The following is a 16,254-nucleotide window of genomic DNA, read 5'->3' as shown; positions in this document are numbered from 1 at the left end:
CCTCGGGTTTTGAGGCGCTATTATACGGTTTCGTTTTGGCTTGCAGGGCTTTTTTCTCTCTGTGGCTGCATCCGCGCAAACATGCCGTTATAATCGCCTCACATTACCGCCACCAACCGCTGGAAAAAGAGCTTTGAAAAACGAATTTCGACGTATCGAGAGATTGCCACCGTACGTGTTTAATATTACCGGCGAGTTGAAAGCAGAGGCGCGCGCGCGCGGTGAGGACATCATTGACTTTGGCATGGGCAACCCCGACCAGCCCACGCCGCAGCACATTGTGGATAAGCTGGTGGAAGCGGCCAATCGCAAAGACACCCACCGTTATTCACAGTCGCGGGGCATTCCACGGCTGCGACAAGCGATCTGCAACTGGTACAAACGCAACTTTGATGTGGATCTTGACCCTGAGACCGAGGCCATCACCACCATCGGCTCCAAAGAGGGCTTGGCGCATTTGGCGCTGGCCACCGTGGGGCCGGGTGATGCGGTGCTGGTACCCAACCCCGCTTATCCGATTCACCCTTATGGTTTTGTCATTGCCGGTGCGGACATTCGCCATGTGCCCTTGACCGAAGATGCGGATTTTTTTGTTGAGCTGGAAAAAGCGATTAAAAACGCCTGGCCGAAACCGAAGATGCTGGTGCTTAACTTTCCGGGTAACCCCACCGCGCAGTGTGTGGAGCTGGAGTTTTTCGAGAAGGTAATTGCGATTGCCCGTGAACATGAGATCTGGGTGGTGCAGGACATTGCTTACGCTGAAATTGCGTTTGATGGCTACAAAGCGCCCTCTATTTTGCAGGTGCCGGGAGCCAAAGAGGTGGCGGTGGAGTTTTATTCGCTTTCTAAAACGTACAACATGCCCGGTTGGCGCGTCGGTTTTATGTGCGGCAACAAGGAGTTGGTGGCGGCGCTGGCGCGGATGAAGTCCTATCTCGATTACGGCATGTTCACTCCGATCCAAGTGGCGGCGATTGCTGCACTGGACGGTGATCAGAGTTGTGTGGCTGAGATTCGTGACATGTATCAGAGCCGCCGTGATGTGCTTTGTCACGGCCTGAACACCATGGGTTGGCAAGTGAACATCCCGAAAGCGACGATGTTTGTCTGGGCAAAAATTCCTGAGCGTTACCAAGAGATGGGTTCGTTGGAGTTTTCGAAAAAACTGTTAAAAGAGGCCAAGGTGGCGGTGTCACCTGGGATTGGATTTGGTGAATATGGCGACGATCACGTGCGTTTCAGTTTGATCGAGAACGAACATCGTACTCGGCAGGCGCTGCGTGGCATTCGTGACATGTTCCGTAATGATAAAGGTAGTCAGGAATGAGTGAATTGAAGCCGGTAAACGTCGGTCTGTTGGGTTTGGGTACCGTCGGTGGCGGTACCGCAACGGTGCTGCTGCGTAACGCAGAAGAGATTGCGCGGCGCGCAGGCCGAGGCATTGTGATCAGCCATGCGGCGGATTTGAACACGGAGCGTGCCGCCGAGCTGGGTCTGACGGAAGCCAAAATCAGCAGTGACGCTCATGCGGTGGTCAATGACCCCGAAGTGGAGGTGGTGATTGAATTGATTGGCGGTTACGGTCTGGCCAAAACCTTGGTGATGCAAGCGATTGAGAATGGCAAGCATGTCGTGACCGCCAATAAAGCCTTGATTGGTCTGCACGGCAATGAGATTTTTGCCGCCGCGCAAGCCAAAGGGGTGGTGGTGGCCTTTGAAGCGGCGGTGGCGGGCGGTATCCCAATTATTAAAGCGGTGCGTGAAGGGTTGTCAGCCAACCGCATTGAGTGGATCGCGGGGATTATCAACGGTACTGGTAATTTTATTCTCACTGAGATGCGTGACAAAGGCCGTGACTTTGCCGATGTGCTTAAAGAGGCGCAGGCGCTGGGTTACGCCGAAGCCGATCCGACTTTTGATGTGGAAGGCATTGATGCGGCGCACAAACTGACCATTTTGGCATCCATCGCCTTTGGCATTCCGTTGCAGTTTGATAAATGTTACACCGAAGGCATTGGTAAAATTACTCCTGAAGATGTGACTTACGCCGCCGAGCTGGGCTATCGCATTAAACATCTGGGTGTGACACGTCGTACAGCAGCAGGCATCGAACTGCGGGTGCATCCGACCTTGATTCCAGAACGACGTTTGATCGCCAATGTGGACGGGGTGATGAACGCGGTGTTGGTGCAGGCCGATGCGCTCGGCCCAAGCCTCTATTACGGTGCCGGTGCCGGTGCGGAACCGACCGCTTCAGCGGTGGTGGCCGATGTGGTGGATGTGGTGCGCGCTCTGACGGTGGATCCTGAAAATCGGGTGCCGCATCTGGCTTTCCAGCCCGATGCGCTGTCGGATCTGCCGGTGTTGGCGATGGATCAGGTGAAGACCGCCTATTATTTACGTTTGAGTGCGACAGATCAGCCTGGGGTGATGGCCGATGTCAGTCGTATTTTGAGCGAGCAGGGCATCAGCATTGAGGCTTTGTTGCAAAAAGAGGCCACAGAGGGCCGTGTGGTGCCGATTATTTTGTTGACCCATCGAGTGCAAGAGGCGCAGATGAACGCCGCCATTGTCGATCTGGAAGCCCTTGATAGCATCGGCGCTCCGGTGAGCCGCATTCGTATGGAGACGTTGAGTTAAGCGTTTTTTAGTTTAGCGGCTTTTCTGAAAACCCTCGTATTATTGTGTTGATGCGGGGGTTTTTTGGGTTTTAGGCGTTTAATAAGGGCATTTATTGGATTGGGTGCTCAAAATTGCACTTTGGGGTTTTATGAATAAGTATATTAGTATATTCTTATTCATTGCTGGCTTTTGACACATAAGGATGTTCCGGCAGTTCTTGAAACTTGAAAATATTCTTATGAGGAAATAAGCGAATGAACAAAACAGTATCAAAAAGTGCGATTGGCATTGGGCGTTTGATTGCAGTGGTGATTCTGCTGCTGACGGCGATTAACGGCATCTTTACCTACGCAGGGACGACGCACCCTTAAATCAGCTGGGTGCCGCTCTGTTGCAGCCACAATTGGCGTTAATCAAACCGTAACGCCATCGTGTTTTTCTGATCAAATTCTGATCAAATGATGTGATCTGGATCACATTTGGTAATTTTTTGGATTGTAATGCTACTAAAATTCCTTTGAGTCTGGTATAAAAGTAGTTCAATTCCTTGCAAAAGGGTTGAAGTCTATTTTATTAGGGAATTAGGAAGGGAATATCCCTTCAATGGAGAGCAACAACAATGAACAGTTCTGAAATATCGACGTTTGATGAGAAAAGAAAGGTGCGTTACCAACTGTTGTTAACCGCTGCCGCGTTTTCACTTTCAACTCTGATGCTGTTTTTTGCCGCATAAGGGGTCTGCTGCACCGTTAATCGCTTGGTGCAGCGATTCTGTTAGCGTTTCTGCCAAATCAAAATGCGATTATTCGCTGGCAATTGAACATCATCAAGCCATGTTAAACCGGCGCTTTCCGCCAACTCTTTTAGCCAAACGCTGTCTCTTACCCCCTGTTGTGGGTTTTGTGCTTTTAACCAGAGTTCAAAACGTTCATTGCTGACGCTGGTTTGTTGTCCGTTGTCCATAAAAGGCCCGTAGAGCAGAAACAGCCCCTTCTCTTGCAGCACCTGACCTACGCCTTGAAACATCGCTTCTACCGCAGCGGTGGGCATGATGTGGGCGGTGTTGGCGCTGTAAACGGTATCGTATTGCTGTTTTGGCCACGGGTCGTTTAAGACATCCAGTGCCAAGGGTGGCAGGACATTGTCTAGGGCGTACTCTTCCAGCCAGAGGGTGATGCCACTGTGATTCTGTTGGCGGTCGCTGGTTTGCCAAGTGACGCTGGGCAAGGCTTTGCCAAAATAGACCGCGTGTTGGCCGCTGCCGCTGCCGATCTCCAGCAGAGTGCTGTTGGGCGGTGTTTTTTGGCTGAGAAGGTCAAAAATGGGTTGGGCGTTTTGATCGCAGGCTTCGGAGTAAGGTTTGTGGTTCACGGTTTTTTTTACTTCGCTGTCAGTATCTTCAAGAAGCGTTATTCTATAGACTAATTTTATTAAAACCAGTATTTGAGCTAAGCAGTGTGAAAATACCAGCCTCCCCCTTTTTTTTGCCAGCAAAATTTTAGCTGATCTTGCCCATCAATAGAATCAGAAAAAGTGGGTTTAACGGACAGCAAGAGCGCTGCATTATTGGGTGATGGCCAACAAGGTTATTGCCCCCTACATTGTTTGGAGATGATTGTTGTCATGAGTAACACGCTGTTCTGCCCTGCACTCTTTTTAGCCGCGCCTGCATCAGGCCAAGGCAAAACCACCATCACCGCTGCGCTGGCGCGCTTTCATCAGCGCCAAGGGCGGGTGGTGCGGGTGTTTAAAACCGGCCCTGATTACCTCGATCCGCAGATTTTGGCGCAAGCCTCTGGGGAGCCGGTGGAGCCATTGGATCTCTGGATGGCGGGTGAGGCCTACTGTCGTGCCAAGCTTTATGCAGCGGCGCAGGTGGCGGATCTGATTTTGATCGAAGGGGCGATGGGGATGTTTGATGGTGAACCTTCCAGCGCCGATTTGGCCGCCACTTTTGGCATTCCCATCGCCATCGTGATGGATGTGAAGGGTATGGCGCAGACCGCTGCCGCGCTGGCCACGGGGCTGGCCAACTTTCGTGATGATTACACAGTGGCGGGGCTGATCGCCAACCACTGTGGCAGTGAGCGTCACGCCGATCTGATCCGCGATGCGCTGCCACAGAGCCTGCCGCTGTTGGCGACCGTTCCTCGTGAGGCGGCGTTGGCGCTGCCGGAACGGCATCTGGGTTTGGTGCAAGCCCATGAAGTCAGAGAGACCTTGGAGCGGCGTTTTGAGGCCGGTGCCGATGTGCTGGCCAAAACGGCTTTGAGCCGGTTGCCCGAGGCGGTCTGTTTTACGACTGCAACGCTGCCCACGGTGCAGCGCAGTTTGGCAGGGGTGCGCATCGCCATTGCCCGTGATGCGGCCTTTAGTTTTCTTTACGATTCTAATCTGCGCCTGCTGGAAGCGATGGGGGCGGAGCTGCGTTTTTTCTCGCCACTGAAAGATAAGCGGTTGCCTGAAGCGGAGGCGCTCTGGCTGCCTGGGGGGTATCCCGAGCTGCATACGGAAGGTTTGGCGGCGAACGTTTCTATGTTGGCCAGCATTGGCGATTTTTTCCAGCAAGGCAGGCCGATCTTGGCTGAGTGCGGTGGGTTTCTTTACACCTTGGCCGGTCTGACGGATCTGGAGGGCAAGCGATTTGAGCTGTTGGCGTTGTTGGAGGGCGAAGGGGCGATGCGCGGTAAACGAGGCTGTCAAGGGATGCAGACGGCACTGCTGCCCGAAGGCGAGCTGCGCGCTCACGCTCATCATCGCTCTCGTTGCGAAGTCAACTTGAAGCCCATTGCTCACGGTCGTCGTCAGCGTCATCCCGCACCTGGTGAGGCGATTTACCGTGAAAAAGGTCTGACCGCTACTTATTTGCACCTCTTTTTTTCTTCCAATCCAGCGGCCATTGCGGCGCTGTTTCGCGGTGAGATGGCGTTGCAGGCGGTCTCATAAATGAGCGGGGTGCGGCATGTGGCCTGAGTCGGCGGAAACGCCGCCCAAACTGCGCAGTGGTCTGACCACCGGTTGCTGCGCCACCGCCTGCTGTGTGGCGGCGGCGGAATTGCTGCTGGCCAAACAGACACCTCAGCGGGTGTTTGTCAGCCTGCCACGGGGGCAAGAGGTCTCGCTGGAATTGGATCAACTCTACGCCGAGGGCGATGTTGTTCATGCAGCGACGATCAAAGATGCCGGTGATGACCCCGATGTGACCCACGGCGCACGGGTTTTTGTGCGTTTGAGTCTGTTGCCTGAGGGGATTCATTTTGCTGCCGGTGAGGGAGTGGGTACGGTGACCCGCAGTGGCCTGTTGCTGGCGGTGGGTGAGCCTGCCATCAATCCCGTACCGCGTAAAATGATGACGGAGCATCTGCAACGGCTGGCGCAGCAGCACCACTACGACGGTGGCTTTCAGGTCACTGTGGGGGTGGAGAACGGTCAGGCGCTGGCGCTGAAAACCATGAACCCACGGCTGGGGATTTTAGGCGGTCTCTCTATTTTAGGCACCACGGGCATCGTGCGTCCTTATTCGTGCAGTGCCTATATCGCCTCGATTCGCCAAGGCATTGATGTGGCGCGCAGCAACGGCCAAAGCCACCTGGCGGCCAGCACCGGCAGCAGCAGTGAGGCGTTTATTCGTGACCGTTATCAACTGCCAGAGATGGCGTTGATCGAAATGGGCGATTTTGTCGGTGCGCTGCTGAAACACCTGAAAAAAAATCCGGTTCAGAAAATCAGCATTTGTGGCGGTTTTGGTAAATTAACTAAATTGGCGTGTGGTCATCTGGATCTGCACAGCACACGTTCGCAGATTGATTTTGTTCAGTTGGCCAAGTGGGCGCAGGAGTTGGGGGCTGAGGGTGAGTTGGTGGAAAAAATTCGCAGTGCCAATACCAGTGCGGAGGTGTTGCGCTGGTGTCAGGCGACGGGGATTGATCTGGGGTTGAAGGTTTGCCAAGAGGCGCACGGGGTGGCGAAGCGGCAGTTGTTGGTTGAGACGGCGTTGGAGATTTGGGCTGTGGATCGTTTGGGTGGGTTTGTTGGGTGTTTTGAAAAATAAGTTTTCTTGCGAGAGTTTTTTTATTTGCGTGTGGTTGGACTGTCTTTCAATAGATTACATATTTTCTTTAGGCAGATTCAACCCCGAAGTGCATAACCGCTTAAGCTGCAATTGCAGCTCTGTGTTCCGCCATTAATTTAGCGGGTGTTTTATACCCCAGTTTTTGGCTTGCTCGAACCGTTATTGCTTTTCTTGTACCAAACTCAACCCATAACTCGTGTTACGCCCACCACCAATTTCTTTCTGCAACGCCTTGCGCTTTATCAAATCAAGAATGTCACGATAAGCAGTATCCTGCGAGCATTTAGCAATCTTTGCCCATTTTGAAGTGGTGAGTTTGCCCTCAAAACCCTCTAACAATTTATTCAAAATTTTGATCTGTCGTTGATTGAGAGGCTCTTTGGCAAAGCGTTCCCAAAAATGAGCTTTGCGCAGCGTGTGGCTTAAGCTCTGTTCTGCCTCTTTGATGGCACAGAGCAGACTGTTGAGAAACCATTCTTGCCATTGGGTGATCTGCATATCTCCCTTTTGTGTCCACTCCAGTGTGTCGTAATAGGCCTGATGTTGGCGGCGAATCTGCGCTGACATGCTGTAGAAACGTTGCTTGCTCTGCTCCGAACGGGTTAATGCCATATCGGCAATGGCGCGGGCGATACGGCCATTGCCATCTTCAAAGGGGTGGATGGTGACAAACCAGAGATGTGCCAGCCCCGCATGGAGCAGGGGGTCTTGCTCGCTGGGTTGTTCGAACCAGGCCAAAAACCGATTCATTTCATCGTTCAGGCGTTCTGCTGGGGGAGCTTGGTAATGTATTTTCTCTCTGCCAATGGGACCTGAAACGACCTGCATTGGGCCGTTATGATCATCACGCCAACGCCCCACTTGGATTTGGCTCATGCCGCTGTGTCCGGTTGGAAACAGCGCAGCGTGCCAAGCAAACAGACGTTCTTGAGTGAGGGGAGCTGCTGCGTTACGGGTGGCATCTAGGGTCATCTCAACCACGCCTTCGACATGGCGATCAGAGGCAATGAGGCCACCAATGTCCATGCCGAGGCGACGAGCGATGGAGGATCTGACCTGCTCTGTTTCCAACTTTTCGCCTTCGATCTCGCTGGATTTGACCACCTCCTCGGTGAGGGTGCGCAGATGGGTTTCGTTGCGTAGGTCAAAGCCCAACATTTCCATTTTTCCCAACAGTCGCCCCTGTTCTCTCGATACTTGGGCGAGCAGCTTGGATAGTTTGGCTTCATCCCAACTGAAATGAGGCCATTCGGAATTTTGCCATAAATACATTGTTAATATCCGCAAAATATGCGGAGATTATGGGGGCTATTCTCCGCAAAGGTGAGGTGCATTTTTCAGCTTTGCTTTTTGCACCGGTACATATTGGGCTTCAATTTCAGGGTAAAAGGCGTCTGGTAACAGCGCCCAATCCAATACATCCACCAAAATAGGCAGGTTGCTCTCAATAAGCGCCTCTTTGAGTTCAAACAGGTTTTCTTCTGGTTCGGTGAGGTCTGTGGGGTTGCGCAGCACGAGATCAAGATCACTGCCGTCATGGGATTGGCCGTTGACGCGGCTGCCGTACGCCCACACTTCAGCGTTAGGGGTGTGGGTTTCTAGGATCTCTTTTAGTAAAGTAATCTCTTGTGCTGGTAGGTTAAGTATTGGCATGATTAGGTGGTTGGTGTTGAGACTCATGTGGGGTTTCCGATGTTTTGTGTGCGATTATAAATCATTAATTGTGCAGCGATAAGGTTTTTTTTTATCCGATGAATTAAAGAAGGGCGCATATGGAATGCGCCCCTACAGAATTTATGCGAGTCTTTACCCCTCCAAACCCTCATCCAATGCCAACAACAAATCCTGCAATCTCCCCGCATAGTCCCCAGACTCTTGCCACAAACCCCGTTGAGTCGCTTCCAATAACCGTTCCGCCATCTCCTCCAATGCCTTGGGATTATTGTCGTGTAAAAACCGCTGATTTTCAGCATCAAAGACCAACGCCTCACTGACTTTTTCATATTGATAGTCGGCGATCAAGTCGGTGGTGGCATCGTAGGCAAAGAGGTAATCCACCGTGGCGGCCATCTCAAAAGCGCCTTTGTAACCGTGGCGGCGCATCGCCTTGATCCACTTCGGGTTCAGCACCCGCGAGCGAATGACGCGGTTCAGCTCCTCTTGCAGGGTGCGGATTTTGGGCTGGCTTGGGTTGCTGTGGTCGCTGTGGTAGACCTGCGGTGTTTTGCCGCTGAAGGTGTTCACCGCCGCTGTCATGCCGCCTTGAAACTGGTAATAATCGTCGGAGTCGAGCAGGTCGTGTTCGCGGTTGTCTTGGTTGTGCAGCACCACTTGCAGTTGCGAGAGGCGCTGTTGAAAGGCGTTTTTGGCCGCCACGCCATCACCGGCCTGATTGCCGTAGGCGTAACCGCCCCAGTTGAGGTAGGCCTCGGCCAGATCGCTCTGCTCTTGCCAGCAGCGCCCGTCGATCAGCCCTTGCAGGCCCGCTCCGTAGGCCCCCGGTTTGCTGCCATAAACACGGTAACTGGCCTCGCGCCACGCCTGTTCTGGCTCCTGTCCTGCCGCTTGCAGCTCAGCGGCATCGGCTAAAATGGTCTGGCGAATGGTGTTGCTCTCTCCGGGCTCTTCCAGCTTGGCCAGCGCCAAGACGGCGGCATCAAACAGCTTCATCACATTGGCAAAGGCATCGCGGAAAAAGCCCGACACCCGCAGGGTCACATCCACCCTCGGGCGGCCTAACTGCATGGCAGGAATGATGCGAAAGTCGATCACCCGTTGTGAGGCAACGGCCCAGATCGGTTCGATGCCCATCAGGGCAAAGGCTTGGGCAATGTCGTCGCCACCGGTGCGCATGGTGGCGGTACCCCAGACGGAGAGTCCGACCTGTTTAGGGTAGTCGCCGTGCTCTTGCAGGTGACGTTCAATCAAACGTTGGGCGCTGAGCTGCCCCAAAGCCCACGCGGCTTGGGAAGGAACGGAACGGTTGTCGAGGGAGAAAAAATTACGCCCCGTGGGCAGCACATCGAGGCGGCCACGGGTGGGCGCACCGCTCGGCCCTGGAGGGACGGCTTGACCTTGCAGGCCGTTGATCAGCGCTTGAATCTCATCCTTCACCCCCGTTTTCAGCGCCGCCAAAATCACCGTTTTGGCGTAGCCGAGTTGCTGCGCGGTGCGCGGATGGGTTTTGCTCAACTGCCTTAGGTCTGTCGCGTTGTGATTTTTCAGCAGGTGACGTTTGACCCAACTCAGCGCCAGAAGCTCCAGCCGTTCACGGGTGTCGGCGGCGGTGCGCCAGAGGGCGCTGCTCTGCTGTTGCAGCAGGGTGGGTTTGGCGGTGTGCCATGGTTCTGCACTGGCTTGAAGAGGGTCGAAGTCGCTCGGTAGACCCAGATCGTGCGCCAGATTGTGCAGCAGACCGCACTCGTTGATCTCGTTACCCCGTGGCAGGCGCAGCAACGCCACCAAGGTCTCCGCCAGTGAATCGGTTTCTGGCAGCGCGCCCAAAATGTGCAGGCCGTCGCGGATCTGCGCCTCTTTGATCTCGCAGAGATAGGCATCCAACTGATTAAAAATCTGCTCGGTGCTGTTGTTTTTACAGGGCAGTGTCAGCTCTTCCAGCAGATGAGTCTGTTTGACCTGTTGAAGGATCTGCTCACGCAGCCAGTTTTCCCGCGCCTGATCCATACCGAGGGCTTGGTAATATTCATCGACTAAATTTTCCAGTGCGTTCAGTTCGCCGTAACTCTCCGCTCGTGCCATTGGTGGCATCAGATGGTCGATGATGACCGCTTGGGCGCGTCGTTTGGCCTGTGCGCCTTCGCCAGGATCGTTAACGATAAAGGGGTAAAAATGCGGCATCGGCCCAAGAGCGATGTCGGGCCAGCACTGCTCAGAGAGGGCGTTGCCTTTGCCAGGCAACCATTCCAGGTTGCCGTGTTTGCCCACATGGATCACCGCATCGACGTGGTAGACGTGACGCAGCCAAAAATAGAAGGCGAGATAGGCGTGGGGCGGCACCAGATCGGGATCGTGGTAGTTGGCCAGCAGGTCAATGTTAAAGCCTCGTGCCGGTTGAATGCCGACAAAGGTCTCGCCGAGACGAATGCCCGCCAGCATCAGGCGACCGTTGCGGCACTTTGGGTCTTTTTCCGGCTCACCCCAGCGCGCCAGCACCGCCTGTTGGTTTTCCGCTGGCAACTGGGCGAAGTGGTGGCGGTAGTCGACCAGTGAGAGGCTCTGATAACAGGGACGTTGAGCGAGGGTGGCGGGGTCGTTGCTGATGGCGCTCAGCAGCTCTTCGATGAGTGCGTTGCCGTTGACTGGAATGTTTTCTACGGGAAAATCGGCCTGTTGCAGCGCGGTCAAAATTTTCAGCGTCGAGGCGGGGGTGTCAAGACCGACCCCGTTGCCGATGCGCCCTTCTTGGGTGGGGTAGTTGGCGAGGATCAGCGCGATGCGTTTTTCGCTGTTTTTTTTCTGTCGCAGGGCAAGGTAGGCGCGGCTCCACTGCGCCAGCCAACGCGCTCGCTCGGGATGAAGTTGATGTTGAATCAGGGAAATTTGCGCCGCTTCGGAGTAGCGGTTTTCGCTTTTGAAGGCGATGGCACGGCCAATGACGCGCCCGTCCATCTCCGGCAGTACCACCTGCATGGCCAGATCTCGGCTGCGTAACCCTTGCTGCTGGCTCTGCCAATCTGCGGCGCTGCTGGAGGCGAGGATCAGTTGCAACACAGGCAGGTCGCGCACAAAAGGGCTGTCGTAGAGTAAAGGGGTGGAGCTGAGTTCCGGTGCGGCAGCGCGGTTGCTGGCAAAACTGAGGCTGTTCAGAATCAGTTGGGCGTTGCTGCGCTCCAGAAGATCGTTGATCAGCGCCAGTGATTGCGGCTCTTTGAGGGAGCGAATCGCCAACGGCAGGGGGTTGATGCCCTCTTGTTGCAGCTGTTCGATGAGTTGATCAAACAGTGCTCGATTGCCACTCAAGAGGTGGCTGCGGTAGAAGAGCAGCAGCACCACGGGGCGATTGGGGTGCCAGCTTCGTTGCCAATCTGCGAGCCGTGCGCTGCCGATGGTCTGTTGGGGTTTGTGGATCAGCGCGGCGGGCAGAACTTGAGGTTCGCGCCAGCGGTGGTGTTGAGCAAAAAAGGTGCTGGCGAGAAAGTAGAGCAGCTGTTGGGCGTTCTCCGATCCGCTTTCGCGCAGGTAGCGCCAGACGCGCAGGTAGGTGGCTTCATCGCAGGTGCTGAGCTGCTGCAAGGCGGGGTCGGGGCTGTCATCGCCAGGCACGACGATGAGCTGATGGCCGCGTTGCTGCGCCCAGAGGTGCAGTTGTTCGATGCCGTAAGACCAGTAAGATTGGCCGCCGAGCAGGGAGACGATCACCAGTTGAGTCTGGTCTAAAACGCGCTCTTGATAGAGGTCAAAGGCCGCTGGTTTGAGCAGTTGCATCCAGTTGGCCAGCCGCAGGGAAGGCAGCTCTGGCTGCGCTTCTTGCGCGTGCGCTAAGAGTGCCAAGCTGCTGTCGGCGGCGCTTAAAATAACAATCTTGGCGGGGGTTTGAGCGAGGTCGATGATGCCTTCTTCATCGACAAAACCGCCAGGTTGGGCTGCCAGTAGGTGCATGGGGAACTCTTTTTTCGATTTAGATGGGGGGGGTGAGCGAGTGGCTTATTTTTTCTTACAGCGACAATACCAACCTTAAACCTTCGTTCATAGCCAGCCGTTTTTTTGCCGATAACGCATCCGATTTTTTTGATAAAAATGATTTATCCAGTGTCAGCAATTGAGATAGGTTTACAACGGATTCTTTGCTGAGGCCGGATTCTTTTTTTGAGATGGAAAAATTACCAGGTGCCTCGGCCAAACGAAGATTAGATGTGACTACTGCAACAATGGCTGTACTGATTTTGCTTTGATTAAACTCATTGGAGGAGACCACAACCACAGGGCGGCGATAACCGGGTTCTGAGCCGCGAGGTTCATCCAAAGTCGCCCACCAAACTTCGCCTCGTTTCACTTACCACCCCTCCTTGGGAATGGATCGAAGCTGCATGGTGCTTAGCTCTGTGTCCAGCTTTTCATTTTCGTGGGTATATATTTCATTCAATTTTTCTGTGATTTTTTGTGTTTTATGATTTTGCATGTATTCAGCAATGGCTTTGGCGTACAACTCACTTCTGGAAACACCCAAACGGTGAGCCAGCCCTTCAGCGGCTTGAAATATAGGGTCGGGTATGGATATGGCGGTTTTCATAAAAAATAAGTATGACCTTGTCTATAAGTACGTCAAGCTCAGATTGAGCTTGAGATGATCAAGTTTGGGTTAGGTTAATCATCTCGGTGGCGTGCGCCAAACTTTGCGCGGTGATCTCGCTGCCACCCAACATACGTGCGATCTCTTCCACTCGTTGTTCAGCGGTTAATTCTTCGACGGTGGCAAGGGTGGACTTGTTGCCCAGCACTTTGCTTACTTTAAGGTGGTGGTGCGCTTGAGCGGCCACTTGTGGCAAATGGGTGACGCAGAGCACTTGCCCTCGTTCGCCCAGTGCGCGCAGTTGACCGCCGACGGTTTCGGCCACACCGCCGCCAATGCCGCTGTCCACTTCGTCAAAAATTAGGGTTGGGATGCTGGCTTTTTGTGAGCTGATCATCTGAATGGCGAGGCTGATGCGTGACAGCTCACCACCGGAGGCGACCTTTTGCAGGGGCTTGGTGGGCTGGCCTGGGTTGGCGCTCACCTTGTAGCTGACATCATCAAAACCGTGGCTGCTAAAGTGACGGTTTTCCAGTTCGATTACCTCCACTTCAAAACGACCGCCGGGCATTCCCAGCTCAGCCAAACTGGCACTGACCGCTGTGCCGAGCCGTTTGGCCGCTTTACAACGCGCTTCGTGCAGTTGTTGAGCGTGGTGGCGGTATTGGATTTCCAGTTCCGCCAGTTGTTGTTGCAGCGCGGCCAGATTGTGTTCTAGATCGTCCCATTCGCCAAGGCGCTGTTGCAGATCCGTTAGGCGTTGGGGGAGTTGTTCGGCGTTGATGTGGTGTTTGCGTGCCAGATCTTGCACCGTGGTGAGGCGCTCTTCGATCCACGCGAGGCGATTGGGGTCTAGTTCGATGCCGCTGAGGTAATCGCGCAGGGCGGTGGCCGCTTCGTCGTTCTGAATCAGGGCGTTGTTGAGCAGTTCGATGGTGGGTTGCAGGTCGCTGTCCAGCTTGCTTAGACCGTCCAGTTCGCTGATGCCGTGGCTGAGCTGGGTGTGGATTGAAGGTTCCGTCTCGTAGAGTTGATCAAGCAGACTTTGGCAACTGTTGATCAGTTGCTCGGCGTGACTCAGGCGGCGATGTTCTTCATCCAGTTGTTGCAGATTTTCGGCGGTCAGTTCCAGTGCTTCTAGCTCTTCCACTTGGTAGCGCAGCAGTTCAGCTTCGTTGCGGGAGCCGTTTTTGTCATGCAAACGTTGCAGTTGGTCATTGAGCTGTTTCCACTGCTGGTATTCGTTGGCGACTCGTTTGAGCAGGGTGTCGTTGTTGGCGTAGTCATCCAGCAGTTGGCGCTGCACCTCTTTTTTGGTTAGCGATTGATGTTCGTGTTGGCCGTGCAGGTCGATGAGCTGTTCGCCCAGTTTACGCAAGGTTTGCAGAGGGACAGGGCGAGCGTTGATAAAGGCTTTGGAGCGACCGTCTTTGCCGATGACACGGCGCAAAATGCACTCGTGTTCATCGTCCAATTCTTGTTCACAGAGCCAGTTCTGTACTCGCTCAAGGGAGTGCAGATCAAAGCTGGCGCTGATTTCGGCGCGGGCTGCGCCGTGACGCACGGAGCCGCTGTCGGCGCGATCTCCGAGTACCATGCCGAGCGCGTCGAGCAAAATGGATTTTCCTGCGCCGGTCTCCCCTGTGAGGGCGGTCATGCCGGAGCTGAGTTCCAGCTCCGATTGGTCGATAATGGCGAAATTTTTAATCTGGATGTGGGTCAGCATGGGGGGATTATACGGGTATTTAGCCCCAATTGAGCTTTTCACGCAGAATGTGGTAGTTTCTAAGCATTCAAAAATGGGTCTGTAGAAATTCCCGCCTGCTTGAGAATGGCTCGGAGTGTTCCTTCCGGCATATCTCCAGGGTGATTGGGAATGGTTGTGTATTTATTGGTTGTTGGGTTAAACCAGATCTCATGGGAACCGGCTGCTTGGCGATCAAATTCAAACCCGAGTTTTTTTAGCTTTTTAATGATCTGCCGGTACTTGAAACCCGCGAGTCTTCCCATCAGAGGCTCAAAATCAAGGGGTAATCAAACGAATCCTCGATTGATGTCAACTTGGCTTGTTGATCTCTTTCAGCTTGCGCTTCCAGTAATTTCTTCGCGACATCGCGGGCAATCTCTACGGTCTCTGTAATGGTGCGACCCTGAGCGATCAAGCCGGGAATATCATCACAGGTGGCGAGATAAAGGCCTTCAGGCAGTTTTTCTATGTGTAAATTAGCAATCTGTTCCATCATTTTCTCATTTGTGTGGTTGGTGTGTGATTTTTTCATCGCTTTTAGTGTATCAGCCTAAACAGTAGGTCTTCCTTAGCCCCAATTGAGCTTTTCACGCAGAATGTGATAGTAGTCATAATCTTTCGGGTGCAGCAGGCGCACGGGGTGCGGTGATTTTTGAATCACGATGCGGTCGTCCGGTTGCAGGTCGCAGCCCTCTTGGCCATCGTAAACCACATGGGTGGATTCAAAGCGCATTTCGCTGATGCAGATCTCCACCAGACTGTCGGCGGCCACCACAATGGGGCGGCTGCTCAGGGTGTGGGGGCAGATGGGCAATAGGGTGATGCACTCCAGCGAGGGGTGCAGAATTGGCCCGCCACCGGAGAGGGCGTAGGCGGTGGAGCCGGAGGGGGTGGAGACGATCAGACCATCGGCGCGTTGGCGATTGACAAACTGGCCGTTGATGTAGGTTTTAAACTCCACCATGCGCACCACGTTTTTGATGTGTATCACCACGTCGTTCATGGCCAGCCCTTGGCAAAAGGTCTCCTCCCCGCGTTTGACACAGGCTTGCAGCAGAAAACGCGACTCTTCGATATAGGCTCCGGCCAGAATCTGATCCAGATGGCTGAGGTGATCGCTGGCAGGCACATCGACCAAAAAGCCTAAATTGCCCAGATTGATGCCGACGATGGGAATATCGTATTCCGCCAACGAGCGCGCCGCTCCCAGCAGGGTGCCGTCACCGCCAATGACAATGGCCAAATCGCACCGCTGGCCCATCTGCTCGCGGCTGAGGCTTTGGGCGTTCTTTACCAGTTCCGCATTGCGCTCCTCCAGATAGACCTGAATGCCCTGTTCAAGCAGATGTTGATGGACGGTGCACAGGGTATCAACCACTTGGCTGGCATCGGGTTTGGTGATTAGGCCAATGGAGGCAAATTGAGACATGAAAATTCCCTTAAAATAGAAAAGACGATGGGGTTTATAGTAAAGCTGCTGGCCTTATGGAAGGGTGAAGGCGGTCTTCTATTTGCCGCCCCTTGTCGTTCCTATTGTGATGCTTTTCACATAATTTTGAAATA

Annotated in this window: 14 protein-coding genes; 4 read left to right on the top strand and 10 right to left on the bottom strand. The window is 53.9% G+C overall.

The features are described from left to right. Positions 1-133 precede the first annotated feature (133 nt). Positions 134-1,327, top strand: coding sequence for an alanine transaminase (alaC, locus tag Q9O24_11015; protein ID MDQ7075657.1), 1,194 nt, complete (start codon positions 134-136; stop codon positions 1,325-1,327). 5 nt (positions 1,328-1,332) lie between these two features. Beyond that, complete coding sequence (locus tag Q9O24_11010) at positions 1,333-2,640, top strand: homoserine dehydrogenase (protein MDQ7075656.1); 1,308 nt, start codon at positions 1,333-1,335, stop codon at positions 2,638-2,640. 756 nt (positions 2,641-3,396) lie between these two features. Here Q9O24_11010 and Q9O24_11005 read toward each other — a convergent pair. Further along, a complete protein-coding gene (locus Q9O24_11005; GenBank protein ID MDQ7075655.1) occupies positions 3,397-3,993 on the bottom strand; it encodes a DUF938 domain-containing protein in 597 nt (198 codons plus the stop codon). A 252-nt stretch (positions 3,994-4,245) separates the two neighbouring features. Here Q9O24_11005 and Q9O24_11000 point away from each other — a divergent pair, with 252 nt between their 5' ends. Further along, entirely contained in the window at positions 4,246-5,568 is a 1,323-nt protein-coding gene (locus Q9O24_11000) for a cobyrinate a,c-diamide synthase (GenBank protein MDQ7075654.1), read from the top strand. Between the two features lie 16 nt (positions 5,569-5,584). Further along, positions 5,585-6,673 carry a cobalt-precorrin-5B (C(1))-methyltransferase gene (locus Q9O24_10995; protein MDQ7075653.1) on the top strand — a complete coding sequence of 363 codons (1,089 nt, stop codon included), beginning with the start codon at positions 5,585-5,587 and terminating at the stop codon, positions 6,671-6,673. 180 nt (positions 6,674-6,853) lie between these two features. On the opposite strand, the gene Q9O24_10990 is transcribed toward Q9O24_10995, so the two are convergent. The 9 genes from Q9O24_10990 to Q9O24_10950 all read right to left on the bottom strand — a co-directional run bounded on the left by Q9O24_10990 (position 6,854) and on the right by Q9O24_10950 (position 16,120). Continuing rightward, entirely contained in the window at positions 6,854-7,966 is a 1,113-nt protein-coding gene (locus Q9O24_10990; GenBank protein MDQ7075652.1) for a Fic family protein, read from the bottom strand. Positions 7,967-8,002: 36 nt separating this feature from the next. After that, positions 8,003-8,374, bottom strand: a complete 372-nt coding sequence (locus Q9O24_10985) for a nucleotidyltransferase domain-containing protein (protein ID MDQ7075651.1) — start codon at positions 8,372-8,374, stop codon at positions 8,003-8,005. 126 nt (positions 8,375-8,500) lie between these two features. Further along, positions 8,501-12,313: a cobaltochelatase subunit CobN gene (gene cobN / locus Q9O24_10980; protein MDQ7075650.1), complete on the bottom strand. Its 3,813-nt coding sequence runs from the start codon at positions 12,311-12,313 to the stop codon at positions 8,501-8,503. Positions 12,314-12,368: 55 nt separating this feature from the next. Then, positions 12,369-12,707 (bottom strand): type II toxin-antitoxin system PemK/MazF family toxin, encoded by a 339-nt coding sequence (locus Q9O24_10975; protein MDQ7075649.1) that lies wholly within the window; start codon positions 12,705-12,707, stop codon positions 12,369-12,371. Next, on the bottom strand, positions 12,708-12,944 hold the full coding sequence (locus tag Q9O24_10970) for a hypothetical protein (GenBank protein MDQ7075648.1): 237 nt from the start codon (positions 12,942-12,944) through the stop codon (positions 12,708-12,710). 58 nt (positions 12,945-13,002) lie between these two features. Further along, on the bottom strand, positions 13,003-14,670 hold the full coding sequence (recN, locus tag Q9O24_10965) for a DNA repair protein RecN (GenBank protein MDQ7075647.1): 1,668 nt from the start codon (positions 14,668-14,670) through the stop codon (positions 13,003-13,005). A gap of 59 nt (positions 14,671-14,729) precedes the next feature. Next, the gene (locus Q9O24_10960; GenBank protein ID MDQ7075646.1) at positions 14,730-14,954 is read right to left on the bottom strand and encodes a type II toxin-antitoxin system HicA family toxin; all 225 of its coding nucleotides are present in this window, start codon (positions 14,952-14,954) and stop codon (positions 14,730-14,732) included. Continuing rightward, the gene (locus tag Q9O24_10955; GenBank protein ID MDQ7075645.1) at positions 14,954-15,184 is read right to left on the bottom strand and encodes a type II toxin-antitoxin system HicB family antitoxin; all 231 of its coding nucleotides are present in this window, start codon (positions 15,182-15,184) and stop codon (positions 14,954-14,956) included. The genes Q9O24_10960 and Q9O24_10955 overlap by 1 nt, the downstream gene beginning before the upstream one ends. A 75-nt stretch (positions 15,185-15,259) precedes the next feature. Continuing rightward, positions 15,260-16,120 (bottom strand): NAD(+) kinase, encoded by an 861-nt coding sequence (locus Q9O24_10950; protein ID MDQ7075644.1) that lies wholly within the window; start codon positions 16,118-16,120, stop codon positions 15,260-15,262. Positions 16,121-16,254: the final 134 nt, after the last annotated feature.

This window comes from Gammaproteobacteria bacterium, from assembly GCA_030949385.1.
GTDB lineage: Bacteria > Pseudomonadota > Gammaproteobacteria > JAUZRS01 > JAUZRS01 > JAUZRS01.
Note: the sequence above shows the minus strand (reverse complement) of the source record. Positions and strands in the feature narration are given on the sequence as shown.

Bases quoted from the DNA above. Each gene is read 5' to 3' on its own strand.
- Q9O24_10985 (MDQ7075651.1), bottom strand. From the start codon at position 8,374: ATGAGTCTCAACACCAACCACCTAATCATGCCAATACTTAACCTACCA.
- Q9O24_11000 (MDQ7075654.1), top strand. From the start codon at position 4,246: ATGAGTAACACGCTGTTCTGCCCTGCACTCTTTTTAGCCGCGCCTGCA.
- cobN (MDQ7075650.1), bottom strand. From the start codon at position 12,313: ATGCACCTACTGGCAGCCCAACCTGGCGGTTTTGTCGATGAAGAAGGC.
- recN (MDQ7075647.1), bottom strand. From the start codon at position 14,670: ATGCTGACCCACATCCAGATTAAAAATTTCGCCATTATCGACCAATCG.
- Q9O24_10960 (MDQ7075646.1), bottom strand. From the start codon at position 14,954: ATGGGAAGACTCGCGGGTTTCAAGTACCGGCAGATCATTAAAAAGCTA.
- Q9O24_10955 (MDQ7075645.1), bottom strand. From the start codon at position 15,184: ATGGAACAGATTGCTAATTTACACATAGAAAAACTGCCTGAAGGCCTT.
- Q9O24_10970 (MDQ7075648.1), bottom strand. From the start codon at position 12,944: ATGAAAACCGCCATATCCATACCCGACCCTATATTTCAAGCCGCTGAA.
- Q9O24_10995 (MDQ7075653.1), top strand. From the start codon at position 5,585: ATGTGGCCTGAGTCGGCGGAAACGCCGCCCAAACTGCGCAGTGGTCTG.
- Q9O24_10950 (MDQ7075644.1), bottom strand. From the start codon at position 16,120: ATGTCTCAATTTGCCTCCATTGGCCTAATCACCAAACCCGATGCCAGC.
- Q9O24_10990 (MDQ7075652.1), bottom strand. From the start codon at position 7,966: ATGTATTTATGGCAAAATTCCGAATGGCCTCATTTCAGTTGGGATGAA.